Here is a 24,451-nt window from a genome sequence, read left to right on the forward strand (position 1 = left end):
TCAACCCCGTCCGGATGCGTCCGCGCGCCCTACCGCCCCCCGAGCGCCGCGAGCGTCTTCGTCTCAACGTCGTAACCCCCAGGCGCGCTGAGCGAGAACGTCTCCGCGGGCAGGGCCGGGTTGAGCTCCACGCGCGTCAGGGTCGTCTCGGCCACCTGCTGTCCGCCGCCCCACTGTGTCAGCCGCCTGGGAACGCACAGCCCGAGAGCCTGCTCGCAGTGCTCCTCCTCCACGCGCAGCTCCGCCGTGTCCCCGCCGCTCCGGGTGCGCTTGCCCAGGAAGTCCATGGCCGGCCAGCGCAGCACGTACGTCACCTCCACGTCCGTGCCCGCGGGCTTCACCGTCAGCTCCACCGCCTCGGGGCCCTTCGGGTGCTGCGTCCGGCGCGCGCTCACCCCCTGGCCCGGCAGCAGCGGCACGCGGAAGCCCTCGGGGGTGAAGGGGGCGAAGAGCCCCGTGAGCACGCCCGCCCGCTCCTCGGGCCCCACCCCTCCGTCATAGGTGCGGAACTTCTTCGCCACGTCGTCGCGCTCGAAGAGGTGCTCCCCGTCCCAGGCGAAGGCCCGCACGGCCGGCGTGCCCAGCGTCCCCAACATCTTCTGCGGGGCCCGGTAGGCGAACTGGAAGTCCATCGTCTGGCCCGCCTCGCGCGCGGTGCCCGCCAGCGCGTAGCTGGTGAGCTTGCCGTCGCGCGCGGCCAGGCGCTGCCGGGCATCGGCGAGCAGGGTGGACGAGTCCTCACCCCGGCGGCAGCCGGCGAGGACGAGCAGGAGCAGGGGCAGGTGGCGGGCGGCGGACATGAGCGCTGAAAAAGCAGAAGGCCCCGCTGTCGCCAGGGGGCCTTCGCACACTACGTGCAAACGGTGGAGACTGACTACTTCACCGCCACGCCGGTGGCCTGGGACATCGGGAAGCCGATGATGGTGCCGGTGAGGGCGAAGATACCGTGACGCGGCGTGGTGCCGGCGCCCAGCAGCTGGATCTTGTTGCCGCCCATGGCCTTGGCCTCGGCCACCAGGAGCTTGTTCACCACGGTGTCCAGGTCGCTCTGCACCAGGTCGATCACGTGGAAGATGGCGGTCAGGCCGAGCGCGGTGCCCTGGATGACGGCGATGGGCTCGCCACCGGCAGCGGACACCTCGTTGCCCGAGACCACCGCGGTCTCCACGCTCGTGCACGCCACCAGGCTGCTCGCCAGAATCGCCGAAACAATCGCCTTCTTCATCGGGTGCTTCCCTCCGGTTGGTCGCTGGGGCGCGCTGACCATCCGATAGACCAGGCCCCCAACAGATCGATGGGTCTTCAAGCTGCCGGGCCGTCGTAGCAAAGGCGCCTTTCAAGTCAAGCAATGGATCTTTCGATCATCTGGCCCAGCCCACTGGGGGCCGGGCCGCATTGAAATACCGGCCAGCCGTGGCTACCCCCTTCCATTCCATGGAGAGCGCCCCCGCCCGAGTCGTTGACCGTCCGTGGTTGCACCTGCTGCTCTTCGTGCTGACCGTCGGCACCACCTCGCTCACCTTCGACAGCCTCTTCCTCGGAGCGTCGCTGCCGTGGAGCGCCCGCCTCACCGAGGCGCTGACCTTCAGTGTCGCGCTGTTGACCATTCTCGGAGCGCACGAGATGGGGCACTACGTGCTGGCGCGCCTGCACGGCGTGGACGCGTCGCTGCCCTACTTCATCCCCCTGCCGTACCTCGGGGTGGGCACCCTGGGGGCCGTCATCCGCATCCGCGGCCGCATCCCCACCCGCAACGCCCTGGTGGACATCGGCGCCGCCGGGCCCCTGGCCGGCCTGCTGGTGGCCCTGCCCTTCCTCCTCTGGGGCCTGGCCCATTCACCCGTGGTGGAGGTGCCCGTGGTGTCCAGCTCCTTCCCGGGCCGCACCTCCCTCTGGAGCCTGGGCGGAGACTTCTTCCAGTGGCTCCAGGTGAAGCTCTCCCTGGCCCCGGCCTCCCCGGCCCGCGACGCCCTCCCCCAGCACGCCCTGCTGATTTTCGGGGACGGGCTGCTGATGAAGGGGCTGAAGTGGCTCGTCGTGGGGCCGCTGCCCCCCGGCAGGGCCCTCCAGGAGCACCCGGTGGTGATTGCCGCCTGGTTCGGCCTGCTGGTGACGCTGCTGAACCTCGTCCCGGTGGGGCAGTTCGATGGTGGACACCTCTCCTACGCCCTCTGGGGCCCGCACGCCCGGTGGATAGGCAAGCTCATGGCCCTGGTGCTGCTTTTCCTCACCCTGTTCTACACGGTCACCTGGGGGCCCTGGTTCCTGGTGGCTTCCAAGGTGGTGGGATTCGGTCACCCGGAGGTGACCCGACCAGCCGAGCCTTTGGGACTCGGGCGGAAGCTGGTCTGCGCGGTATGCTTCCTCGCGCTGGCGGGGTGTGCCATGCCCGTGCCCATCCGAATGGAGATCTGGTGAAGTACTTCTGCGAGGCTTGCGAGCGGCTCGTTCCACCGGCGTCGTTCCGGATGGAGGACGGTCTGCTCGTGGTCAAATGCTCGCGCTGCAAGGTGGAGATGCGCAGCGTGCCCGAGCAGGTGTTGGAGCCAGGCGCCGAGCTCCCCTCCAAGCCGGCGAAGAAGCCGAAGGCGTCCAAGTCGTCCAAATCGTCGGAGACGGCGGAGCCCGTCATCATGCTCGGCCAGAGCGAGGCCGAGCCGGACCCCATCGAGAACGAGCCGACCCGGCGCGTCGCGGTGCCGGCGGAGATCCTCGCGGCCATCGAGGCGGAGGCGCGGGAGACGCGGCGCAAGTCGAAGGAGTCCGAGCCGGCGAAGACGCCCGTGCCCATGGCGGCAGAGCCGGTGAAGACCCCGGCGCCCATGCCGGTGGTGCTGAAGCCGCAGGTGCCCGAGCCGGTGGTGACGAAGTTCCACGCCCCCGAGCCGGTGGCGGCGAAGGCACCGGCCGCCGAGCCGGTGGCTGCGAAGAGCCAGGCGCCCCGGCTGGCGATGTCGGAGGCCGCGGCGGCGTCCAACCTGATGGTGTTGCGGCTCTCGGAGGTGCAGTCGCGCGGTGGGGGCGAGTCCACGCCCGCGCCCGTGGCCCCGGAGCCCGCGGCGGCCAAGGCCCCGGGCGTCCAGCTGCGCGTGGTGCAGGACACGCCCGCGCCCGCCGCTCCTTCCTCTCCGGCGCTGTCGTCCCCGTCATCGGACGACCCCTTCATGCCGCCGGCGGGCTTCTGCCCCAAGTGCATCGGCCCGAAGAAGGACGGCGCGACGGTGTGCCCCTTCTGCGGCCTGGACTACGCGCGCTTCCGGCCCGAGGAGTCCCGGCCCTCGGGGGCGGTGGCTTCCACGTGGTTGGGCGTGGTGGAGCTGTGGGAGAGCAAGGGCGCCCACGACAAGGTGCTGGCGCTGTCCTCGGAGCGCGGGGAGCTCGCCGCGCTGGGCCGCCTGTACCGCATCCGGCTGGCCCGCAACCCCGAGGACGCCATGGCGAAGCGGGGGCGCGAGGAGGTGCTGCGGCTGGCGGCGGCCACCTCCACCTTCCTGGCCACGCCTCCGCCGGACAAGCGCGCGAAGCTGAAGACGGCGGGCCTGGCTGTGCTCTTCCTGCTGCTGATGGCGGCGGCGGTGATGATTGGCGCCCAGGTGAAGCAGATGCTGACGGCGGGAGCCCCGTAGGGCGGTGCGGGACGCGCAGGCCATCAACCTCTCCTGGCTGCTGCGCCTGCGATGGGGCGCCGTCGTGGGGCAGGCGGCCATCATCCTGGGAGTGCACTTCGGACTGGGGATGACGCAGCGGCTGCTGCCGCTGTTCGCCACCATCGCCGTGGCGGCGGCGAGCAACGTGGCGCTGGGGCTGTGGGCCCGGCGCGAGCGCCCCATCCGCGAGCGGCTGCTGTGGGCGGTGATGGCGCTGGACGTGGTGCTGCTCACGGTGCTGCTGGACCTGAGCGGAGGCCCCTTCAATCCCTTCAGCGCGCTGTACCTGGTGCACATCGCGCTGGCGGCGGTGGTGTTGCGCGCGGGGTGGACGTGGGCGCTGACGGGGCTGGCCATCGCGAGCTTCGGCGCGCTCTTCGTGGACCACCTGTGGTTTCCCAGCCAGGGGAGCGAGTTGTCCTCGGCGCACCACCCGCAGCACCACATCCATGACGTGCGGATGCACCTGGAGGGGATGTGGGCGGCCTTCGCGCTGGCGGCGGGCTTCATCGTCTACTTCGTGCAGCGGGTGACGCGGGCGCTGGCCGCGCGCGAGGCGGAGCTGGTGGATGCCCGGACGGCGGCGGCGCGCCACGAGAAGCTGACGGCGCTGGGCACGCTGGCGGCCGGGGCGGCGCACGAGCTGTCCACGCCGCTGTCCACCATCGCGGTGGCGGCGCGGGAGCTGGAGCGGCAGTTGATGCGCAAGGGCTCGGAGGCGGCCACGCTCGAGGACGTGCAGCTCATCCGCCAGCAGGTGGCGCGCTGCCGGGACATCCTGACGCAGATGACGCTGGACGCGGGGGCGAGCCAGGGTGAGTCCATGGTGGAGCTGGCACCCGCGGCCCTGGTGGAGGAGGCGCTGGAGGGGCTGCCGGGCCGGGAGCGGGTGCGGACGGAGCTGGACGTCCGGACACGGGAGGAGCGGGAGCTCGTTCCGGCGCACGCCTTCGCCCGCGCCATTCGCGGCGTGGTGAAGAACGCGCTGCAGGCCTCGGGGCCGGGGGCGCCGGTGCGGCTGGGGCTGGTGCGCGAGGCGGCGGGGTGGCGGCTGACGGTGGAGGACTCGGGCGAGGGGATGCCGGCGGAGGTGCTGGCACGTGCGGGTGAGCCCTTCTTCACCACCAAGGCGCCGGGAGAGGGCATGGGGCTGGGGCTCTTCCTCACGCGCGCGGTGTTGGAGCAGTTGGGCGGAGGGCTGGTGCTGCGCTCCACGCCCGGCCAGGGGACGACGGTGGTGCTGACGTGGCCGGCGGGGGGCCTGCGACAATCCGCCGCGTTGCCTGCGGGGACGTCCCGGGTGAAGCCAGAGGCATGACGAGCCCGACGAGCCCGACGCCCGGTCATGCGCCGACCCTGTTGCTGGTGGACGACGAGGCGGTGTTCCGCGAGCGGCTGGCGCGGGCCTTCCGCGAGCGCGGCTTCGAGGTGAGCACCGCGGGCTCGTATGACGAGGCGCTGGCGCTGGCCACGAAGGACTCGCCGGAGCTGGCGGTGGTGGATTTGAAGATGCCGGGGAGGGGCGGGCTGGAGCTGGTGCGGGCGCTGCACGCGTTGGATGCGTCCACGCGCATCATCGTGCTCACGGGCTACGGGAGCATCGCCACGGCGGTGGAGGCGGTGAAGCTGGGGGCGTTCAACTACCTGCCGAAGCCGGCGGACGTGGATGACCTGTTGCTGGCCTTCACGAGGGGCCCGGGCGAGGCGGCGCAGGTGACGGAGGACTTCCAGCCGCCGACGCTGGCGCGAGCGGAGTGGGAGCACATCCAGCGGGTGCTGACGGACTGTGGCGGCAACATCTCCGAGGCGGCGAGGCGGTTGGGCCTGCACCGGCGCTCGTTGCAGCGAAAACTGCAGAAGTACCCGCCCGCGCAGTAGGAACCACGGCGAGCGGCTACGGGGGCTCTGGGGCGCAGCACTCCCCTCTCCCCTCGGGAGAGGGACGGGGTGAGGGTACCCGGGTCCGTTCTCCGACCCGTGGCCTCCAGTGTGGACAGTGGGTTCAACCCGGGATGCGTGGCACCCTCACCCCGTCCCTCTCCCGGAGGGCGAGGGGATATTATTGTCCTCCCGGAGCCACCTGGCGGCGGAGGAGACGTCGTCGAAGAACACGGCGGTGCCTGGGGTCGCGTTCTCCACGGCGGTGTTCGCGGAGAGCTGGCTGAGCCGTGAAGGGGATTGCACCCAGGCGAAGTGCCGCAGCCCGGCCTCGCGCATGCGGGGGAACCAGTTGCTCGCCACCCAGTAGGCGGCCCCCACCCAGATTCCCGTCACGTTGCTGTTGTCGTTCAGCACCTTCGACAGCCGGAACTCCCTGAGGTGGCGGAGGATCTCCTCGCACCCGGCCTTCACCATGTCCACGGACTGGTAGCCCTTCCAGTCCGCATGGAGCCATCCCTCCGGCTCCAGATGGATGTCGATGTGCTCGCTCGTATGGAGCTGACGGCGGCCCACGCGTTTCCCTCCGTTCCTCGAGCAGTTTAATTCCCGGGCGCACCGCGGCATCCCGAGAGGAAGTCTTCGTCAACGCGGAGACGTCGTGTCCGTCGGCTGTCCGGCAGAATCAGGGGTCCCGGGGCTCGCGGAGGGCCACTTCCGGACGAAACCCCCACCCTCCCGGGAGGGGAGCGGGGGCGCGGGAAAGTCCTGGCACCCGCCCCACCGGGCAGGCAGCCGGGCCGCTCCTGTACAAAACCCGACGAGCGAGCGGCGCACTGTTATCCTCTCGTGCCCCTTCCTCCCGCGTTTCACCCCTCCATGTCCCTGCCTGCTTCCTCGCTCCGGCTCTCCGTCGACACCCTGCTCGGCCCTGGTGGAGCGCTCCAGTCCGCGCTGGAGGCGTACGAGTACCGTCCGGAGCAGCTGCAGATGGCGCGCTCGGTGGAGAAGGCCTTCAACGAGCGGGGCTACCTGCTGGCCGAGGCGGGCACGGGCACGGGCAAGACGCTGGCCTACCTGGTGCCGGCGCTGCTGTCGGGCCGGCGGGTGGTGGTGTCCACGGCGACGAAGACGCTGCAGGAGCAGATCTTCTTCAAGGACCTTCCCCTGCTGCGCGAGCGCATGGGCCTCAGCTTCGAGGCGGCGTACCTCAAGGGGCGCAGCAACTACCTGTGCCTGCACCGCTACGATTCCTTCAGCAAGGACCCGCAGTTCTCCTCGCGCGAGGAGGGGCGGTACTGGAAGCACCTGCAGGCCTGGGCGAGCCGGACGGAGACGGGGGACCGGAGCGAGCTGGAGCTGCCCGAGTCCTTCAGTGCATGGAGCCGGCTGTCGACGACGTCGGACACGTGCCTGGGCTCGAAGTGCCCGGTGTACGAGAACTGCCACGTGACGCGGGTGAGGCGGGCGGCGGAGTCGGCGGACCTGCTGGTGGTGAACCACCACCTCTTCTTCGCGGACCTGGCGCTGCGGGGCCGGGGCCAGCGGGGCGAGGGCGTGCTGCCCCAGTACGACGCCGTCATCTTCGACGAGGCGCATGCAGTGGAGGACGCGGCGGGGAGCCATTTCGGACACTCGGTGTCCAGCTTCCGGCTGGAGGACCTGGTGCGGGACGCGCTGGCCGTCCTGGCGCCCACGGACTCGCGCTTTGGAATGCTGTCCTCGCTGGTGGTGCGCCTGCGCACGCATTCGGAGGCGCTCTTCTCGCAGGCGCCGCGGGTGCTGGGCCTCAAGGAGCACGAGGGCGCGGTGGCGCTCAACCCGGAGCGGCTGGCGTTGCTGTCGGGCTCCATCGAGCAGGTGAAGGGGGCGCTCTCGGCGCTGGGAGCCTTCACCACGAGCGAGCGCGAGCCGGAGTTGACGCTGCTCACCCGGCGGTGCGCGGAGCTGGTGGCGGACCTGTCCTTCCTGGAGAAGGTGGAGTCCCACGACCACGTGTACTGGGCGGAGGCGCGCGGACGGGGCGTCTTCCTGCGCGCGAGTCCCATTGAAATCGCGAGGGAGCTGCAGGAGCGGCTCTATGGAGGGGTGGACACGGTGGTGTTCACCTCGGCGACGCTGGCGGCGGAGGGGCGCTTCGACTTCTTCGCGCGGCGCATGGGGCTGTATGACGAGGAGGGCGTGCCGGTGGCGAGCGTGCGCACCGTGTCGGTGCCCAGCCCGTTCGACTTCGAGCAGCAGTCGGCGCTGTACCTGCCCACGCACCTGCCGGATCCGGCGGCCCCCGGCTTCATCGAGGCGGCGGCGGAGGAGATCATCCGGCTGTGCGAGGTGACGGGAGGCCGGGCCTTCGTGCTCTTCACCAGCCTGCGCAACATGGAGCGGGCGCACGCGCTGGCGCGCGGCCGGTTGCCCTACCAGGTGTTGTTGCAGGGCGAGCGGCCCAAGCAGCAATTGCTGGAGGCCTTCCGCGAGCTGCCCAGCGTGCTCTTCGCGGCGCACAGCTTCTGGGAGGGCGTGGACGTGCCGGGGGACGCGCTGAGCCTGGTCATCATCGACCGGTTGCCGTTCGCCTCGCCGGGAGACCCGGTGGTGGCGGCGCGCATCCGCCAGCTCGAGGCCCGGGGCGAGGAGGCCTTTGGGGGCTACCAGCTTCCGCAAGCGGCGCTGGCATTGCGGCAGGGGTTCGGCCGGCTCATCCGCACGCGGGCGGACCGGGGAATCGTCGCGATGCTGGACCGGCGCATCGTCACCAAGAGCTACGGGCGCGCCTTCCTCACGAGCCTCCCGCCGGCCCGGCGCATCCACCAGCTCGAGGCGCTGAGCGCCTGGTTCGAGGGCACGGCCGAGCCCGAGCGCGAGGACGACGTCGACTTCTGAGTCGAATGTGCCTTCACTGCCCGTTTCACTTCTACGCACGTAGAAGTGGATTGGGCGCCGCTGACGGAAGTTTTTACGCGCTTTCCCGCCTGTCCGGGCGCCGCTGCGTTGGCTGTTGCGCATTGTGAGCCGGGCGTCCTTCGCGCCCGTGGCGGGCCCGATATTCTCCGCGACGTGAAGGCCGCAGTGCCTCGACCGGGGGAGCGGAGGCGTCCATGCTTGCACACGAGATGGAGTGGGAAGTCGATGGGGAGCGGGAGGAATCGGAGCCGCTGCTGACGCGACTCCAACAATCGGAGCGCACACTGCTCCAGCTCTCCGAGGCGCTCGGGGAGGGAGAGCCGGTGGCGATGGTCTCGGCGCTGCGGCGGGAGGCCGAATCCCTTCAGGGGCTGCGGAGTCAGCTCGAATCGCTGATGGGGAGCTGGGCGCTGGTGGCGGAGCTGTCCCACCGTCTGCTGAACCTGCCATTGGAGGAGATGGAGCCGGGGCTGCGCGCCACGCTGGCCGTGCTCGGTGAATGGTTCGGGTCCCAGCGGGCCTACGTCTTCCTGCTGTCCGAGGACCGGCGGCGGCTGTCGGAGGTCTACGAGTGGTGCGCGGAAGGAGTGGCGCCCCATGACGTGGACGGCGCGCGGAGTGTCCCGGTGGAGGCCATGTCCTGGTCGCTGCGCCAGCTGCTGGCGGGGCGGACCGTGCTCGTGAAGGACACGGCGCTGTTGCCTCCGGAGGCCGTGGCCGAGAGACGGCTTTGCGAGATGCTGGGCACCCGCTCCTACGTGCACATGCCGTTGTTCCTCGGGGGCCGGCTGCTCGGGTGGCTGGGCTGTGACGCGGTGGGGCGTCCTGGTGCCTGGCCGGAGGAGGTGTTGCGCCTGATGGCCGTCTCCGGAGGCGTGCTGGTGAATGCGCTGCAGCGCCAGCGGGTGGCGGCGTCGAACGTCCGGCTCTCCGAGAGCCTGGAGCAACTGCAGGAGGCGCAGAGCCAGTTGCTCTTCGCGGACCGGCTGGCGACCATTGGCCAGCTCGCGGCGGGCGTGGTGCATGAAATCAACAACCCGCTGTCCTTCCTGCTCAACAACCTGGCGCTGGTGAAGCGTGGGATGGGGCAGGCACGGCCGCCGGAGGTGACGCAGGCGCTCGCGGACGCGAACGAGGGGGCCGAGCGGGTGCGCCTCATCGTGCAGGACCTCAAGCTGCTGTCCTCACCGGACGAGATGGAGCGGGGCCCGGTCGAGGTGGGGAAGGTGGTGCGCACCGCGGTGAAGCTGGCGGCGCATGAAATCCGCAACCGGGCGCACGTGGTCGAGTCACTGGACGAGGTGCCGCGGGTGCGGGGCAACGAGGCGCGGCTGTGTCAGGTGTTCCTGAACCTGCTGCTCAACGCGGCGCACGCCATTTCACCGGGGCAGCCGGAGCACAACCGCATCCAGGTATCGGCGCGGGAGGTGAAGGGGGAGCGCGTGCTCGTCGAGGTGAGTGACACGGGCTGCGGGATACCGCCGGAGCTGCTGGAGCGGGTATTCGACCCGTTCTTCACCACGAAGCCGGTGGGGGTGGGGAGTGGGCTGGGGCTCTCGGTGTGCCGGCGCATCATCGGCGCGCACGGTGGGGAGCTCACCGTGGAGAGCGAGCCGGGGCGGGGCACCACCTTCCAGGTGTTCCTGCCGGTGCACACCGGAGACCACTGAGCTGTGTGAATATCCCCTCGCCCTCCGGGAGAGGGTCAGGGTGAGGGTATCCGGGCCCGTTCTTCAACCTGTGGACCCCAGTGTGGGCAGAGGGTTCAACCCGGGATGCGTGGCACCCTCACCCCGTCCCTCTCCCGAGGGGAGAGGGGACATTCGTCAGTGTGAGCCGCCGGCCTCCCCGAGGTCGAACTCGGGCACCTCGAACTCCGGCTTGAGCCGCTGCAGCACCTTGGCGAAGGCCTCCTTGTCCTGGGCCTTCTCCATCGCCGCCTCCGGAGTAATCGTGTTGGCGGCCACCAGCTTCTCCATGTGCATGTCCAGCGTCTGCATGCCCAGGTTCTGGCTCGCCTGCATCTTGCTCGCGATTTGGAACACCTTCCCCTCGCGGATCATCGACGCGATGGCGCTGGTGCCGATGAGGATCTCCAGCGCGGCCACGCGGCTCTTGCCGTCCGCGGTGCGGATGAGCTGCTGGGCGACGATGCCGGCGAGGCCCTCGGCGAGCATGCCGCGCACCTGCGGCTGCTCCTCGGCGGGGAACGAGTTGATGATGCGGTCGATGGTGGCCGGCGCGCTGTTGGTGTGCACCGTGGCCATCACCAGCACGCCGAAGCTGGCCAGCTGCAATGCCAGCTTCATCGTCTCGTTGGTGCGCAGCTCGCCGATGAGGATGACGTTGGGGTCCTCGCGGCCCGCCGAGCGGATGGCGGTGGCGAAGTTGGAGGCGTGGATGCCCACCTCGCGGTGCGTCACCTGGGACTTCGCCGACTCGTGCACGAACTCCACCGGGTCCTCGATGGTGAGGATGTGCGCCGGGCGGGTGTGGTTGATGTGGTTGATCATCCCCGCCAGGGTGGTGGACTTGCCGCTGCCGGTGGGGCCGGTGACGAGCACCAGGCCGCTGCGGCGCTCGGCCAGCTTGCGCACCACCTCGGGAGTGTTGAGGTCCGCCAGCGACAGCACCTTGCTCGGAATGGTGCGGAAGACGGCCGCGATGCCCGTCGTCTTGTAGAAGTAGTTGGCGCGGAAGCGCGCCTTGGTGCCGTAGCTGTAGGCGAAGTCGAGGTCGAAATCCTCGGTGATCTGCCGCTTCTGCTCGGGGCTGGTGAGCTCGAAGAGCATCGCCTCCAGCTCCGGCTGGGTGAGCAGGGCCTCGCGCAGGGCGGTGAGCTCGCCGCGGATGCGCCCCAGGGGCGGGTGGCCGATGCTCAGGTGCAGGTCGCTCCCCTTGTTCTCCAGGAGCTTGTCGAAGAGGGCGGCGATGCGCGGCGCGGTGCTCATGGTCAGGCGCTCTTCCGGTTGAGGAGGTTGCCCATCTTGGACAGCAGCTTGCCCCCGTCCGGCGAGGGGCCCTCGGGAGGCGCGCCGGGCCGCTTGCCCGTCACCACGGCCTCCAGCTCGTCGGGGTTCTCGGCATAGGCCTTGGCGATCTCCAGCGTCGTCTTCCCCGAGCGCACCAGGTCGGCGAGCGAGTCGTCGAAGCGGACGATGCCCAGCGACTTGCCGCGCTGCTGCAGGGAGGGAATCTGGTACGTCTTGTTGTCGCGGATGAGATTGCCCAGGGCCACCGAGCCCGGGAGCAGCTCGGCGGCGACCACCATGCTCTGGCGGTCCGCGCTGGGCAGCAGCCGCTGGCTGACGATGAGGCGCAGGCTGCTGGCGAGCGTCATGCGCACCTGCGCCTGGTCCCCCGGCGGGAAGAGGTCGATGAGCCGGTCGATGGTTTTCGCCGCGCTGGGCGTGTTCATCGTGGAGACGAGCAGGTGGCCCGTCTCGCTGGCGGACAGCGCCATGCGCACCGTCTCGGTGTCGCGCAGCTCGCCCACGAGGATGACGTCCGGGTCCTCGCGGAGGCTGCCCTTGAGGGCGGTGGCGAACGTCTTGGTGTGGGTGCCCACCTCGCGCTGGCTCAGCAGCGCCCTCCTGCGCGGGTGGAGGTACTCCACCGGATCTTCCACGGTGAGCACATGGTGGGACGTCTCGCAGTTGATGCGGTTGACGATGGCCGCCAGGGTGCTCGTCTTGCCGTGGCCGGAGGGGCCGGTGACGACGATGAGGCCCTGGTGGTGGTGGGTGGCCTTGGCGATGTCGACGGGCAGGCCGAGCGACTCGAGGGTGGGAATCTCGCGGGGGATGAGGCGGAAGCAGCCCTTGTAGCCGGTGCGCTGGCGCGAGACGTTGACGCGGAAGCGGCCGGACTGCCCCAGGTCCAGCGAGAAGTCACAGCTCCCCTCGCGGTCCAGCACCGGGCGCAGGCGCTCGGGGATGTGCGGCCGCAGCATCGTCTCCACCGTCTCGGGCGGCAGCGGATCTCCGTGGGGCAGCAGCTCGCCGACGAGGCGGAAGAGGGGAGGGCGGCCGGCGACGACGTGCAGGTCGCTCGCGCCCACGGTGCGCGCATCCTCCAGCAGCATCGTCAGGTTGCGCGCGGACTCCGGCCGCACGACGAGGCGCGGGCCCTGGGGCACCTCGGCCACGGGCTCGGGCGCGGGCGGAGGGGGCTCGGCGGGCGGTGCCGCGGGCGCGGGCGTCTGCTTCTCGGTGGGGAGGATCTGCACGCCCTTGGACGGCTTGGGGGACGCCGGACGCGAGGCGCTGGGGGCCGGCGTGGCGGCGGGAGCGGGAGGCCGGGGGGCAGGCGCTCCGGCCAGGGCGGGCTCGGTCCGCACGACGCGCACGTTGAGCACGTCTCCCCGGCGCAGGGCTCCGACGATGACGGGGCCCAGGCCCTCCAGGCGCAGCGCCCACTGGCTGGGCTTGTCGGAGACGGTGGTGGCCCGGGCCTCTCCCACCAGGGTGCTCAACATCCCCTGCACCCCCTCCACCGTGAGGGGGGTGGGATCCAGCGCCTCGAAGGCACCGGTCGCCAGCTTCACCATGGGGTTGCGCCCGGAGATCAGGGCGAGCTCCACCGCGCCCGGGCGGGTCAGGTGGCGCATCAACTCCGTGAGGGTCTTCATGCCCGGCTCCTCTTTCTTCCAGTCCCGGGGCGATGCCCCCCCCGGGAGCGCGGGTGCAGCATAGCCGCGAATTGCCACGAATTCTGGAAAGAGGACGGCCGGCGCGCCGTCAGGCCCTGGAGCGGGCGAGGAGGCGGCACGAGGGGTGCTCCAATAAGGAAGCGCCCGGCTCGGGCCCTCGGGGAGGGTCCAGGCCGGGCGCTTTCAGGAGAGGGAAGGGGCCCTGGAGGACGCGGCCCTCTTCCCCTCCCGGGGCACTCCTCAGCTCACAGCTCGCGAGACATGAGGAGGCGCAGCTTGCCGGACTTCTTGGACACCACCGTGGCCACGGTGGTGAAGCCCGCGTTGCGGTAGAAGCTCACCGCCGGGGCGTTGGCCGGGTCCACGCGCAGGGCGATCGTCTTGCGGAACATGTCCCGCGCCACCTGCAGGCCCTGGTTGAGCACCGCCTGGCCCAGGCCGCGCCGGCGCAGCTCCGGCCGCACCACGATGTTGCGCATGTAGGCGGCGCCGGGCACCGGACCGTCCCGCTCCACCGTCACGTAGCCCACCACCTGGTTCTGCACCTTGGCCACGTGGATGAAGGGCCGCAGCGCCGTCAGCGACTTGAGGCTGTCCTCCATCGTCTCGCCGCGGCTCTTCCAGGGCTCCGAGCTGGAGCGCAGGGCGGCCACGGACGCCATGTCCTCATCGGTCGGGGCGGAAAACTTCACCGCCGGCGCCAGATCGTTGGGCAGGTTGGCCATGTCCGGCACTGGTATCGCGGCCACCTCCACGCCCGGGTCCACCCGCTTCATCGTCATGCCTTGCTCCTCCATTGCGATACGATCCTAACCGCTTCACCGGGGCCCATGCACGCTCTGGGTGCGGCGCACATTTCCCCCCACGGGGGGGAGCCGGACTTTTCCAAACTGCGCATGGGCTGCCGGCATTCCAAGGCCGCCCGCTCCCGCCTCATCCGGGGGTTTTCGCTCGGGTATGGTGGGGGGCGGCTTTCAATGCTGAACACCTTTCACTATAAAAACCGTCCGCCTGGGGCGGGTTGGCCCACCCTTCACCCTCCCTCTCGGCAGCCTGAGCTCCGCACGTGCAACTCAACCACGCCCAGCGCGAACTCACCCTGAAGATCGTCTACTACGGCCCAGGGCTGAGTGGGAAGACGACGAACCTGCGTGCCATCCACGCGCGGGCCCGGCCGGAGGCACGCGGCCGGTTGCTCAGCGTGGAGACGCACGAGGACCGTACGCTCTTCTTCGATCTGCTTCCGGTGTTCTTCACCAGCAGCTCGGGCTTCAAGGTGAAGCTCAAGCTCTTCACCGTGCCGGGACAGGTGGTGCATGACGCCACGCGGCGGGTGGTGCTGCAGAACGCGGACGCGGTGGCCTTCATCGCCGACAGCCGCCGCAGCGCCTCCGCGGAGAACAACGCCTACTGGCGCAAGCTCCGGGCCAACATGAGGGAGATCGGTCTGGACGCGACACAGGTGCCGGTGGTCATCCAGTTCAACAAGCGGGATCTGCCGGACGCGCAGACGGACGCGGAGCTGGACGAGGCGCGCAAGAAGGGTGGGGAGCCGGTGGTGGGGGCGGTGGCGCTCCGGGGTGAGGGCGTCATGGAGACGCTGCATGTGCTGCTGCAGTCGGCGTGGCGCAACCTGGACGAGCGCGCGCGGCTGTCGCGCAACATCAGCCTGACGGAGAAGGAGTTCCTCACCCACATCTTTCAGCAGATGGACCTGACGGGCACCAGCCTCGAGTCCCTCTATCCGACTTCAGCAGGGAGGCCGCGATGAGCGCCGACAAACCAGGCGCCGCGGGCAGCGGGCCAGAGCACGCCGGCTCGGTGCTCCAGCGGAAGGCCTCGTTGGTGGACATGTTGGATCCCCTCAGCTTCGGGGACGTGGTGGACAGTCTCGGGGAGCTGTACCGGGTGGGCATCCGGGTGCTGGACGATCGGGGCCGGACGCTGGCGGACGCCAAGGGGAGCAACGGGGACTTCTGCGGCTTCGTGAACACCACCGCGCAGGGCCGCGCGCGCTGCACCGCGTTGGTGTCGCGGTTGAACGAGGGTCCGCTGACGCCCACGCAGGGCGCGCAGGTGCTGCCCGGGACGAGCCCGCTGGGTGGCGAGCTGCTGGGGCAGCCGTGCTTCACCGGCCTGCGCTACGTGGTGCTGCCGGTGCAGTGGGAAGGGGACGTGCTGGGGCGGGTGGTGTTCGGGCCGTTCGCGCCGGAGGAGCTGGCGGACGTGCCGGTGGCGCTGGCCGAGCTGGAGGGGCTGGAGCTGGAGCGGGCGCGCGAGCTGCTGGCGCACGTGGGGCGGCAGAGCGAGCACCGGGCGGTGAAGATGCTGGCGCACGTGGCCCAGGTGCTGGCGGCGCTGCTGGCGTCCGGTCAGAAGGCGTACCTGACGGGGCAGCTGCACCTCGAGGCGATGCTGGAGACGCAGCGCGATCTGGAGGCGCAGAACGCACAGCTGATGCGGCTCAACCAGCGGTTGAAGGAGGCGGACCGCATCAAGTCGAGCTTCCTGGGGACGGTGAGCCACGAGCTGCGCACGCCGCTGTCGTCCATCATCGGCTACTCGGAGATGCTGGCCGAGGGGCTGGTGGGCGGGCTGAACGCCGAGCAGATGCAGTTCGTGCGCACCATCATCGAGAAGGGCAACACGCTGCTCAAGCTCATCTCCTCCATCCTGGACATGAGTCAAATCGAGGCGGGCAAGGTGCGGCTCGCCTTCGAGTGGGTGGACGTGCAGGAGTTGGTGGAGAGCGCGCTGACGAGCGTGACGCCGCAAGCGCAGCGCAAGGGCCTGACGGTGAAGGTGCAGCTGCCGGAGGCCGCGCAGCCGCGGGTGGTGGCGGACCGGGAGAAGCTGAGTCAGGTGGTGGTGAACCTGCTGGCCAACGCGGTGAAGTTCACGCCGGGCGGTGGGCAGGTGGAGGTGCGGTTGTCGGCGCATGGCCCGCAGCCGGGCCTGGTGGGAGAGGGCTACCGCATCGAGGTGGAGGACACCGGGGTGGGCATCCCGCTGGATCAGCGCGAGCGCATCTTCCAGAGCTTCTACCAGGTGGACGACAGCCCGACGCGCGAGTACGGCGGAGCGGGGTTGGGGCTGGCGATCGTGAAGAGCTACGTGGAAGGGCACGGCGGGCAGGTGTCGGTGACGAGCGAAGTGGGGCAGGGCTCGTGCTTCCGGGTGGTGTTGCCGAAGGAGCCGCCGCTGTCGGGGCAGGGTCCGGCCTACATCCCGCCGCCGATCGACACGGATCCCGAGCGTTTCTGAGCCGCCTCGGCCCATCCGGTCCAACGATTCCAATGGGTTGGATGGGCGCTGGGGGGGATTCGGCGCTTACATCCCGGGCGGACGCAACACTTTGATTCTGGAATCGAGAATGTAAGTACCCCCCGCCACACCCTGGGCCCCGATCATGAAGATCCAGAACGACTTCTCCCGGACCGCCGTCTCCCGTCTTCCCGAAGCGAAGCCCACTGTCGCGGCGGAGGTGAAGGGCAACGAGATCCCCCAGTCCACCGGCACCCCGTCCACCGGCTTCGACCCGGCGTCGAGCTTCGCGCCACAGAGCAACAAGGCCTCCGTGAGCCTGACCGGGGATCTGCGGAAGACCGGTCCGGTGGCCCTCGACAGCGCCGCGGGCCAGGCCGCCATCCAGAAGACCGTGGACTTCCTCCAGCAGCAGGGCCCCGCCGTCGCGAGCGCTCGCAGCCTGATGGCCAGCCCGGGCGTCACCGCCTCGGACTTCGCGCCGCGCACCGTGGAGCAGGACAACCTGGGCATGACGCACGTGCGCATGGACCGCGTGAGCGAGGGCACCCGCGTGTTCGGCGAGCAGGTCGTCGGCCACATCGACTCCTCCGGGAAGATGGACAGCGTCACCGGCGATGCCGCCCCCATCCCCGCGGGCCTGGGCAGCGCACCGACGAAGCTGTCCGCCGATCAGGCGCTGGCTGTCGCGCAGAAGGACTTCGCGGGCGGGACGGACCGTCAGCCCACCTCCGAGCGCGTCATCTTCAAGGGTGACGACGGCCAGTACCGCGCCGCGTACCACGTGCAGTTGAGCAACACGACGGACATCGGTGAGGGCAAGCAGCCCCGCCGGATGAACTACCTGGTCGACGCCAACAGCGGAGAGCTCCTCTCGAAGTACAACCAGATGGGCGGCTTCGAGCACGAGCATGCTCACGCTCACGCTCACGCTCACGGAGCGAAGACCCCGGGCAGCGTGCCCGCCACCCCGGCGGACGTCCCCACCACCGGCCAGGCGGATGACACCTCGCAGTACAGCGGCAAGGTGCAGCTCGACAGCACGAAGAACGCCGATGGCACGTACACCCTGGCGGACGAGACCCGTGGCGAGGGCGTGGTGACCCGCGACGCGCTCAACCGGAACCCGAACACCACCTCGACCAAGAACGCCCCCATCACCGACGACAACGACATCTGGGGCGAGGCGACCGACCCGGCGCGCAACAAGGACGCGGTGGATGCCCAGTACGGCGCGCAGACCACCTACGACTTCTTCAAGGAAGTGCTCGGCCGCGACTCCATCGACGGCAAGGGCGAGAAGCTCATCTCCGACGTGCACGTGGGCACCAACTTCGCCAACGCCTTCTGGGACGGCGAGAAGATGAACTACGGCGATGGTGACGGCCAGACGTTCGGCTCGCTCACCACGCTGGACATCGCGGGCCATGAGATCAGCCACGGCCTGACCGAGCGCACCGCGGGCCTCCAGTACCGCAACGAGTCCGGCGCCCTCAACGAGGCGATCAGCGACATCATGGGGACCGGCGTGGAGTGGTTCGCCAGCCAGAAGAACGGGGCGGTCAAGTTCGACTGGACGGTGGGCGAGGACACCTTCACCCCGAACAACGGCGACCCCACCGACGGCCTGCGCGACATGAGCGACCCGACGAGCGACGGCCAGTCCCCGGACCACTACTCGAAGGCGTACAAGGGCACCCAGGACAACGGCGGCGTGCACATCAACTCGGGCATCCCCAACAACGCCTTCTACCTGCTGTCCGAGGGCGGCAAGAACCGCACCTCCGGCGTCGAGGTGAAGGACGGCATCGGCATCGAGAAGAGCCTGAAGATCTACTCCCGCGCGCTCAGCTTCTACATGACGCCGACCACCAACTTCGCCCAGGCGCGCGAGGCCACGTTCAAGGCCGCCCAGGACCTCTACGGCAAGGACTCCACGGAGGCCAAGAAGGTGCTGGAGAGCTGGAGCGCGGTGGGCGTCGGGTAGCCGCCCGTGAGTCCAAAGGGTGCCAAGGCCGCGGGCGAATTCTCCCTCATCGAGCTCTTCCTCTCCCACTTCCCACGGGCGCGAGTGCCCGTGGGCCCGGGAGATGACTGCGCGGTCCTCGCTCCTTCCAAGGGAGCGCAGTGCATCACCACGGACGCGGTGGTGGAGGACGTGCACTTCAAGCGGGCCTGGTACTCACCGGAGGACATCGGCCACAAGGCGCTGGCGGTGAACCTGTCGGACCTGGCGTCGATGGGGGCGGTGCCGCGCTGGTTCGTCTGCGCGCTCGCACTGCCCCGGGACTTCCCGAGCCGCGCGCTCACCGGCATCGCGAAGGGCATGAGTGCCCTCGCCCGCGAACACGCCATCGCCCTGGTGGGCGGCAACTTCACCTCGGCGCGCGAGCTGTCCATCACCCTCACCGCCGCGGGAGAGCTCCTCCCGGGCACCGCGCCCATCATCCGCGCGGGAGGCCGGCCTGGAGACGTGCTGTACATCTCGGGCACGCTGGGTGACGCGCGGCTGGGCCTCCAGCAACTCCTGGCCGGCACTCGCCGCTCCGCGGCCATCCTCCGCCAGAAGCGCCCGGTGCCCAGGGTGGCCCTGGGCCTGATCGCCGCGCGCTTTGCCTCGGCGGGGTTGGACGTCTCCGATGGCCTCGCGCAGGATCTCGGGCACCTGTGCACCGCCTCGCGCGTGAGCGCCGAGCTGGAGCTCGACCGCCTGCCCCTCTCCCGGGCCGTCCGTGCCTCCCTGGGGAGCGAGGGGGCACTCGCGGGAGGCGAGGACTACGAGCTGCTCCTCGCCGTCCCACCTGAGCGCACCCAGGCCTTCGAGCGGGCCTGTCTCCGAGGGAAAGAGCCCATCACGCGCATCGGCCGACTCATCCGGGGCGGGCCGGGACACATCCGTGACGCAGCCGGGCGAAGCCTGCGCCTGCCTGCTGGCTTCGACCACTTCCAGGGGGGTGGGCGGATTGACCGTTCCGGACGAGAGGGCTAAACCCGTACACCGCTGCCGCTGTCCCCCCGGAAAAGCCAAACCGTGCGCCGCCCTCTCCGCGACGATCCATCTCCCGGCCTCACTCCCCGCCGTGATCCCGTGCAGCGGTTGCTGCGCTCCGTGGATCAGCCCGGCACGGGGGGACACGAGGTCTCCCTGCAGCTGAAGATCCTCACCGGCTACTTGATGATGGGCTGCGTGCTGACGGCGGCGCTCCTCATCTCCGAGACGCTGCTGGACTTCTACTGGCGCATCGGCATGGCGCTGGGCCTCACGCTGGGGCTGGCGCTGATCCTCCCGCGCTACCTGGCCCGCGTGACGCGCGTGCGCGTGCTGTCGCGCTCGGCCTTCGAGATCTCCCAGGGCGACCTCTCCAAGCCGCTCGTCGTCGAGCCGCCGCGCGCCCTGCGCCGCGATGAGATCGACGAGCTGGCCATGGCCATCCGCCGCATGCAGGAGAACCTGCGCGACCTGGTGGGCAAGATCCAGGATACCGCCAAGAGCGTGGCCGACACCGCCAAGGACCTGCAGGGCTCGGCCGAGAACGTCAACGCGACCAACGAAGAGGTGGGCTTGTCCATGGACAAGATCGCCCAGGGCGCCGAGACGCAGTCGCAGCTCGTCGGCAAGACGTCCAAGGTGATTACGGAGATGGCCGGCAGCATCCAGCGCACCGCCGCCAGCGCCGAGGACGCCGCCCGCACCGCCGCCGAGACGAGCAGCGCGGCCGAGAACGGCAGCAAGGCGGCGCTCCTGGCCGGCGAGAAGGTGAAGAAGGTCTTCAACCGGATTGAAGCCGCGAGCCAGCAGGTGTTCGCCTTCGGCGAGAAGACGCAGGAGATTTCCAAGATCGTCGACGCCATCACCCAGGTGGCGCAGCAGACGAACCTGCTGGCGCTCAACGCCACCATCGAGGCGGCGCGCGCGGGCGAGTACGGCCGCGGCTTCGCGGTGGTGGCCGACGAGGTGCGCAAGCTGGCCGAGAGCGCGGGCCGCTCCGCCGAGCAGATTTCGCGCCTGGCGCGCGACATCTCCGGCCAGTCCACCTCCGTGGTGAGCGCCATGAAGGAGGGCATCGAGGAGCTGGCCGAGGGCCGTGAGGACCTCACCGGAATCGTCCGCTCCATGAGCGCCATCACCGACACCGTGCGCAAGGTGGCCGAGAAGGTGCACCTCATCTCCGAGAGCGCCCGCGAGCAGCTCAAGGGCAGCCAGGAGATGGTCAACGCCACCGAGGAAATCTCCCTGGTGGCCCGCAACAACGCCGCCTCCACCGAGGCCATCCAGGCCGTCATCCAGGATCAGACGGACGCCATGGTGCGGATGACCTCGCTGGCCAGCGAGCTGACCAACCTTTCCATCGAGCTGCAGAGCGTGGTGCGCAGCTTCCGGTTGAACGCCTGAGTGTCGTCCAGCCTGAATCCTCCATCTCCATGAATTTCCCCGAACCCCTGGCTTGCTGATAGAAAGTCGGCTCTGTGCGGCATGTCATCTTCCGGGTGGAGAAGGAGCGCTACGGGCTGCCGCTGGCCGCGGTGAAAGAAGTGGTGGTACCTCCGGAGCGCTTCACCCGGGTGCCCCGGGCGCCAGCGGCGGTGACGGGGGTGATGAACCTGCGCGGACGGGTGGTGACGGTGGTGGAGCTGCGCCAGTTGTTGGGCCTGCCGGATGGGCCCACCCCCTCGGGCCGGGTGCTGTTGTTGGAGCGGGGCCGCAAGGACCTGGGCCTGCTGGTGACGGATGTGGATGGAATCGAGGCGGTGGAGCGGGTGAGCGCCGCTCCGGGCAAGGCGGTGCCGGCGGTGCGTGGGGTGGCTCGCTTGAAGGGTGTGGCGGTGACGGTGTTGGATCCAGAGGGACTGGATTCCGCGGTGGTTGGACTCTTCACCGCGGCTCAACAGAAGTGAGTAGCCCCCTGAAATGGGCGGATGGTAGTGTCCGCGGCCCTCTCGGGGCCTTTAGCGGAGGCGGAGCTGCACATGGCTAAGCGGGTGCTGGTCGTCGACGATGCCATCTTCATGCGTAACATGATCAAGGACATCTTCGCGTCCGGCGGCTTCGAGGTCGTCGGAGAGGCGGCCAACGGACTGGAGGCCGTGGAGAAGTACAAGGATCTGAAGCCGGATCTCACCACGATGGATATCGTCATGCCGTTCAAGAGCGGCATCGAGGCCACGCGGGAGATCATCAAGTATGACGCCAACGCGGTCGTCATCATGTGCTCGGCGCTGGGTCAGGAGAGTCTGGTGATGGAGGCCATCGAGGCGGGCGCCTCGGACTTCATCGTGAAGCCCTTCCGGGCCGAGGACGTGCTGGCCGTCGTGAAGAAGGTATTGGGCGAGGGCTAGCGCCCCGTCCCGGAGAGTTGTCGTGCGCCACCGAGGCCGGACATGACGATGGACATGTCCCGCTACCTCGGCCTGTTCCTGACCGAGGCGAGCGAGCACCTGGAGGGGCTGGGCAGGGATCTCGTGCAGCTGGAGCGCGAGGGAGCCCCCGCCGTGGTGGATTCCATGTTCCGCCACGCCCACTCGGTGAAGGGCATGGCCTCGTCCATGGGCTTCGAGTCCATCGCCGTGGTGGCCCACCGGGTGGAAGACCTGGTGGACGCCATCCGCCAGGACCCCGCCAAGCTGGAGCGCTCGCTGGTGGACCTGCTGCTGTCGGCCACCGACGTGATGCTCGCCCAGGTGCGCGCCGTGTCGGAGAGCAAGCCTCCGGATGACGCCTCGTCGCTGCTCGGCCAGCTGGCGGAGAAGGTGAGTGCCGTCACCGGCCGCACGCCCGGTGCCACGCGGGTCATCAACCAGGCGAAGGCCAGTCCTCCCGCCGCGCCCGCCCCGGTGACCGCCGCCGCGCGTGTCGTCTCCCAGGCCGTCGAGGCCCCGCCTCCTCCCGCGTCCGAGCCCGCCGCCGAGGCCCGGGTGGCCGCCGTGGTACCGCCGTCCGAGGACGCGGCCGCGAAGACGGCGAAGCGCTGGGCGGTCCGGCTGCGCATCGCCCCCACCTGCCAGACGCCGGGAGTGCGCGCCTTCCTGGTGCACAAGCGGCTGACGGGCCTGGGCACGTTGCACGGCCTGCAGCCTCCGCTGGAGGACCTGAAGGCCGGCCGCATCCCCGAGGGCAACATCCAGGTGGAGCTGGAGACGGCCGAGGGCGAGGAGGCCATCCGCAAGGCGCTGCGCAACGTGGCCGAGGTGGATCTCGTCTCGCTCAAGCCGGCGGTGGTGGCGCCTCCTCCTGCGCCCGTCCCCGCGGCTCCCGGTCCCGTGCCCGCCGAGGCCCCGCGCGCTCCCACCGGCACGGACGCGACGGCTCGCACGGTGCGCGTGCGCACGGAGCTGCTGGACTACTTCCTGGACACCGTGGGCGAGCTGCTGCTGGCCACCGCGCGCCTGCGCGAGCTGGGCAAGGTGCTGCCGGAGAACTCCCGTCCCCCCATTGAGGAGGGCGTCTACCGGCTGCACACGCTGGTGAAGGACCTGCACGACAAGGTGATGAGCGCGCGCATGACGCCGCTGTCACTCATCACCGACCGGCTGCCCCGCGCCGCGCGCGACATCGCCCGGCGCCGCGAGCGCGATGTGGACCTCGTCATCACCGGCGCGGAGATCGAGCTGGACCGGGCCATCCTCGACGAGCTGGCGGATCCTCTGCTGCACCTGCTGCGCAACTGCATCGACCACGGCCTGGAGTCGCCGGAGGATCGCGTGGCGGCGGGCAAGGGCGCGCGGGGCCGTGTGCTGGTGTCGGTGCGGCGTGCGCGAGACCGCGTCGTGGTGGAGATGGAGGACGACGGCCGCGGCATGAACGCGGCGAAGCTGAAGCTGGCGGCGGTGGCTCGCGGCGCCCTCAGCGCGGAGGCGGCGGCGCGGATGACGGACCGCGAGGCCTTCATGCTCGCGTGCCTGCCGGGCGTGTCCACCGCCCAGGACGTGTCGGAGATCTCCGGCCGCGGCGTGGGCATGGACGCGGTGAAGCGGGTGGTGGAGAACGTGGGCGGCACGCTGGAGATTGAAAGCGAGCTGGGCCGCGGCACGCGCTTCACGCTGCGGCTGCCGCTGACGGTGGCGGTGGTGCACCTGCTGCTGGTGGCCGTGGGCGACGAGGTGTTCGGCCTGCCCATCGCCAAGGTGGTGGGGGCCATGGAGGCGGACAGCGAGAAGCTGGACCGCAGCCGGGAGATGCCGCTGCTGCCCCACGGACAGGGACTCCTGCCGGTGTACGGGCTGGATGAGCTGACCGGCGTCCAGGCGCCGCCGCGCAAGGGCGTCCGGCCCTTCGTGGTGATGGAAGGAGACGCGGGACGGGTCGCGCTCGCGGTGGATCGATTGGTGGGGCAGGAAGAGGCGGTGCTCAAACCGCTGTCCCGTCCTCTGGACTTGCTGCCGGGCCTCTCGGGAGTGACCATCCTGGGAAGTGGCCGCCCGGTCTTCATCCTGGACGTGCCGAGGTTATTGTCCGCGTGAGCCCTTCCCCGAGCGACATTCAGCTGGACGCCCTCCGCGAGGTGGCCAACATCGGCTGCGGGCACGCCGTCAACGCGCTCGCGCGGCTGGTGGGGGGCCGCACGGTGAACCTGTCCGTGCCCCGCGCCGTGCTGGCGGCGGCCGCGGAGGTGGCCGAGATGCTGGGCGGCGCCGAGGCCCCCGTGGTGGCGGCGAAGCTGGGCATGGAAGGCCAGTTGCGCGGCGTGCTGCTGCTGGTGCTGCCCCGCGAGGACAGCGCCGCCCTGGAAGCGCTGCTGCTCCGGCGTCAGGACGCGCCAGCCGAGGAGCGCGAGAGCGCGCTGTCCGAAGCGGCCAACATCGTGGCGAGCGCGTGCCTGTCGGCCATCGGGACGCTGACGGGCTGGCGGCTGCTGCCCTCCGTGCCGGAACTGGTGCGCGGCGCGGCGGGCCTGGTGGTGTCGCACGCGGTGACGGAGGCGCAGGGCGGTGATCGCGTGGTGGTACTGGAGACGCGCTTCTCCGCCGTGGGCGCGCCCGCCGTGTCCGGCCAGGTGCTGCTGGTGCTCGAGCGCGAGAGCTCCAGGGCGCTGCTCACCCGCCTCGGCGTGTAGAGCAACCGGGCAGCCGTTCCCCCCGTGTTCGCTTGCGGACTCCGGGGGCTCTCGCCACC

General features: G+C 70.2%; 21 protein-coding genes. 15 read left to right on the forward strand and 6 right to left on the reverse strand.

Annotation, left to right across the window (positions count from 1 at the left end; all coding sequences use genetic code 11):
• Nucleotides 1-29: 29 nt before the first annotated feature.
• Nucleotides 30-800 carry a hypothetical protein gene (locus BO221_RS35480; protein ID WP_073565296.1) on the reverse strand — a complete coding sequence of 257 codons (771 nt, stop codon included), beginning with the start codon at nt 798-800 and terminating at the stop codon, nt 30-32.
• A 74-nt stretch (nt 801-874) separates the two neighbouring features.
• Nucleotides 875-1,225: a hypothetical protein gene (locus BO221_RS35485; protein WP_043412830.1), complete on the reverse strand. Its 351-nt coding sequence runs from the start codon at nt 1,223-1,225 to the stop codon at nt 875-877.
• Nucleotides 1,226-1,434: 209 nt separating this feature from the next.
• Between BO221_RS35485 and BO221_RS35490 the strand changes: the two genes are divergently transcribed.
• The 4 genes from BO221_RS35490 to BO221_RS35505 are packed head-to-tail and all read left to right on the forward strand — an operon-like array spanning nt 1,435 to nt 5,525.
• On the forward strand, nt 1,435-2,418 hold the full coding sequence (locus tag BO221_RS35490) for a site-2 protease family protein (protein ID WP_073565297.1): 984 nt from the start codon (nt 1,435-1,437) through the stop codon (nt 2,416-2,418).
• A complete protein-coding gene (locus BO221_RS53010) occupies nt 2,358-3,626 on the forward strand; it encodes a hypothetical protein (RefSeq protein WP_143195879.1) in 1,269 nt (422 codons plus the stop codon). The genes BO221_RS35490 and BO221_RS53010 overlap by 61 nt, the downstream gene beginning before the upstream one ends.
• 4 nt (nt 3,627-3,630) lie before the next feature.
• The gene (locus BO221_RS35500; protein WP_073565298.1) at nt 3,631-4,965 is read left to right on the forward strand and encodes an ATP-binding protein; all 1,335 of its coding nucleotides are present in this window, start codon (nt 3,631-3,633) and stop codon (nt 4,963-4,965) included.
• Nucleotides 4,962-5,525: a response regulator transcription factor gene (locus BO221_RS35505; RefSeq protein ID WP_043412837.1), complete on the forward strand. Its 564-nt coding sequence runs from the start codon at nt 4,962-4,964 to the stop codon at nt 5,523-5,525. The genes BO221_RS35500 and BO221_RS35505 overlap by 4 nt, the downstream gene beginning before the upstream one ends.
• Nucleotides 5,526-5,672: 147 nt before the next feature.
• Here BO221_RS35505 and BO221_RS35510 read toward each other — a convergent pair whose 3' ends face one another.
• Complete coding sequence (locus tag BO221_RS35510; protein ID WP_073565299.1) at nt 5,673-6,101, reverse strand: hypothetical protein; 429 nt, start codon at nt 6,099-6,101, stop codon at nt 5,673-5,675.
• 303 nt (nt 6,102-6,404) lie between these two features.
• Between BO221_RS35510 and BO221_RS35515 the strand changes: the two genes are divergently transcribed.
• The gene (locus BO221_RS35515) at nt 6,405-8,405 is read left to right on the forward strand and encodes an ATP-dependent DNA helicase (protein ID WP_073565522.1); all 2,001 of its coding nucleotides are present in this window, start codon (nt 6,405-6,407) and stop codon (nt 8,403-8,405) included.
• Nucleotides 8,406-8,620: 215 nt separating this feature from the next.
• Complete coding sequence (locus BO221_RS56600; protein WP_083681846.1) at nt 8,621-10,096, forward strand: sensor histidine kinase; 1,476 nt, start codon at nt 8,621-8,623, stop codon at nt 10,094-10,096.
• Between the two features lie 156 nt (nt 10,097-10,252).
• Here the strand turns inward: BO221_RS56600 and BO221_RS35525 are convergent, their stop codons facing one another.
• The 3 genes from BO221_RS35525 to BO221_RS35535 form a co-directional block, all read right to left on the reverse strand.
• Entirely contained in the window at nt 10,253-11,377 is a 1,125-nt protein-coding gene (locus BO221_RS35525; RefSeq protein WP_073565301.1) for a type IV pilus twitching motility protein PilT, read from the reverse strand.
• A 2-nt stretch (nt 11,378-11,379) separates the two neighbouring features.
• Nucleotides 11,380-13,056 carry a type IV pilus twitching motility protein PilT gene (locus BO221_RS35530; RefSeq protein ID WP_073565302.1) on the reverse strand — a complete coding sequence of 559 codons (1,677 nt, stop codon included), beginning with the start codon at nt 13,054-13,056 and terminating at the stop codon, nt 11,380-11,382.
• A gap of 266 nt (nt 13,057-13,322) precedes the next feature.
• Entirely contained in the window at nt 13,323-13,859 is a 537-nt protein-coding gene (locus tag BO221_RS35535) for an N-acetyltransferase (protein ID WP_073565523.1), read from the reverse strand.
• A 284-nt stretch (nt 13,860-14,143) separates the two neighbouring features.
• Here BO221_RS35535 and BO221_RS35540 point away from each other — a divergent pair, with 284 nt between their 5' ends.
• From BO221_RS35540 to BO221_RS35580, 9 genes are all read left to right on the forward strand, one after another.
• Entirely contained in the window at nt 14,144-14,848 is a 705-nt protein-coding gene (locus BO221_RS35540; protein WP_073565303.1) for an ATP/GTP-binding protein, read from the forward strand.
• Nucleotides 14,845-16,341, forward strand: a complete 1,497-nt coding sequence (locus BO221_RS35545) for an ATP-binding protein (RefSeq protein WP_073565304.1) — start codon at nt 14,845-14,847, stop codon at nt 16,339-16,341. Before BO221_RS35540 ends, BO221_RS35545 begins: the two co-directional genes overlap by 4 nt.
• A gap of 145 nt (nt 16,342-16,486) precedes the next feature.
• Entirely contained in the window at nt 16,487-18,328 is a 1,842-nt protein-coding gene (locus BO221_RS35550) for a M4 family metallopeptidase (protein ID WP_073565305.1), read from the forward strand.
• A gap of 6 nt (nt 18,329-18,334) precedes the next feature.
• Nucleotides 18,335-19,330, forward strand: coding sequence for a thiamine-phosphate kinase (gene thiL / locus BO221_RS35555; protein ID WP_073565306.1), 996 nt, complete (start codon nt 18,335-18,337; stop codon nt 19,328-19,330).
• Between the two features lie 42 nt (nt 19,331-19,372).
• On the forward strand, nt 19,373-20,734 hold the full coding sequence (locus BO221_RS35560) for a methyl-accepting chemotaxis protein (RefSeq protein ID WP_043412898.1): 1,362 nt from the start codon (nt 19,373-19,375) through the stop codon (nt 20,732-20,734).
• Between the two features lie 74 nt (nt 20,735-20,808).
• A complete protein-coding gene (locus BO221_RS35565; RefSeq protein WP_073565307.1) occupies nt 20,809-21,237 on the forward strand; it encodes a chemotaxis protein CheW in 429 nt (142 codons plus the stop codon).
• Nucleotides 21,238-21,309: 72 nt separating this feature from the next.
• Nucleotides 21,310-21,678, forward strand: a complete 369-nt coding sequence (locus tag BO221_RS35570; protein ID WP_043412942.1) for a response regulator — start codon at nt 21,310-21,312, stop codon at nt 21,676-21,678.
• Nucleotides 21,679-21,720: 42 nt separating this feature from the next.
• Nucleotides 21,721-23,799, forward strand: coding sequence for a chemotaxis protein CheA (locus tag BO221_RS35575; RefSeq protein WP_073565308.1), 2,079 nt, complete (start codon nt 21,721-21,723; stop codon nt 23,797-23,799).
• The gene (locus BO221_RS35580; RefSeq protein ID WP_073565309.1) at nt 23,796-24,392 is read left to right on the forward strand and encodes a chemotaxis protein CheC; all 597 of its coding nucleotides are present in this window, start codon (nt 23,796-23,798) and stop codon (nt 24,390-24,392) included. Before BO221_RS35575 ends, BO221_RS35580 begins: the two co-directional genes overlap by 4 nt.
• Nucleotides 24,393-24,451: the final 59 nt, after the last annotated feature.

The sequence above is a fragment of the Archangium sp. Cb G35 genome, from assembly GCF_001896145.1.
Lineage (GTDB): Bacteria > Myxococcota > Myxococcia > Myxococcales > Myxococcaceae > Archangium > Archangium violaceum.

Bases quoted from the DNA above. Each gene is read 5' to 3' on its own strand.
- BO221_RS35480 (WP_073565296.1), bottom strand. From the start codon at position 800: ATGTCCGCCGCCCGCCACCTGCCCCTGCTCCTGCTCGTCCTCGCCGGC.
- BO221_RS35485 (WP_043412830.1), bottom strand. From the start codon at position 1,225: ATGAAGAAGGCGATTGTTTCGGCGATTCTGGCGAGCAGCCTGGTGGCG.
- BO221_RS35490 (WP_073565297.1), top strand. From the start codon at position 1,435: ATGGAGAGCGCCCCCGCCCGAGTCGTTGACCGTCCGTGGTTGCACCTG.
- BO221_RS53010 (WP_143195879.1), top strand. From the start codon at position 2,358: ATGCTTCCTCGCGCTGGCGGGGTGTGCCATGCCCGTGCCCATCCGAAT.
- BO221_RS35505 (WP_043412837.1), top strand. From the start codon at position 4,962: ATGACGAGCCCGACGAGCCCGACGCCCGGTCATGCGCCGACCCTGTTG.
- BO221_RS35515 (WP_073565522.1), top strand. From the start codon at position 6,405: ATGTCCCTGCCTGCTTCCTCGCTCCGGCTCTCCGTCGACACCCTGCTC.
- BO221_RS56600 (WP_083681846.1), top strand. From the start codon at position 8,621: ATGCTTGCACACGAGATGGAGTGGGAAGTCGATGGGGAGCGGGAGGAA.
- BO221_RS35525 (WP_073565301.1), bottom strand. From the start codon at position 11,377: ATGAGCACCGCGCCGCGCATCGCCGCCCTCTTCGACAAGCTCCTGGAG.
- BO221_RS35530 (WP_073565302.1), bottom strand. From the start codon at position 13,056: ATGAAGACCCTCACGGAGTTGATGCGCCACCTGACCCGCCCGGGCGCG.
- BO221_RS35535 (WP_073565523.1), bottom strand. From the start codon at position 13,859: ATGACGATGAAGCGGGTGGACCCGGGCGTGGAGGTGGCCGCGATACCA.
- BO221_RS35545 (WP_073565304.1), top strand. From the start codon at position 14,845: ATGAGCGCCGACAAACCAGGCGCCGCGGGCAGCGGGCCAGAGCACGCC.
- BO221_RS35550 (WP_073565305.1), top strand. From the start codon at position 16,487: ATGAAGATCCAGAACGACTTCTCCCGGACCGCCGTCTCCCGTCTTCCC.
- BO221_RS35570 (WP_043412942.1), top strand. From the start codon at position 21,310: ATGGCTAAGCGGGTGCTGGTCGTCGACGATGCCATCTTCATGCGTAAC.
- BO221_RS35575 (WP_073565308.1), top strand. From the start codon at position 21,721: ATGACGATGGACATGTCCCGCTACCTCGGCCTGTTCCTGACCGAGGCG.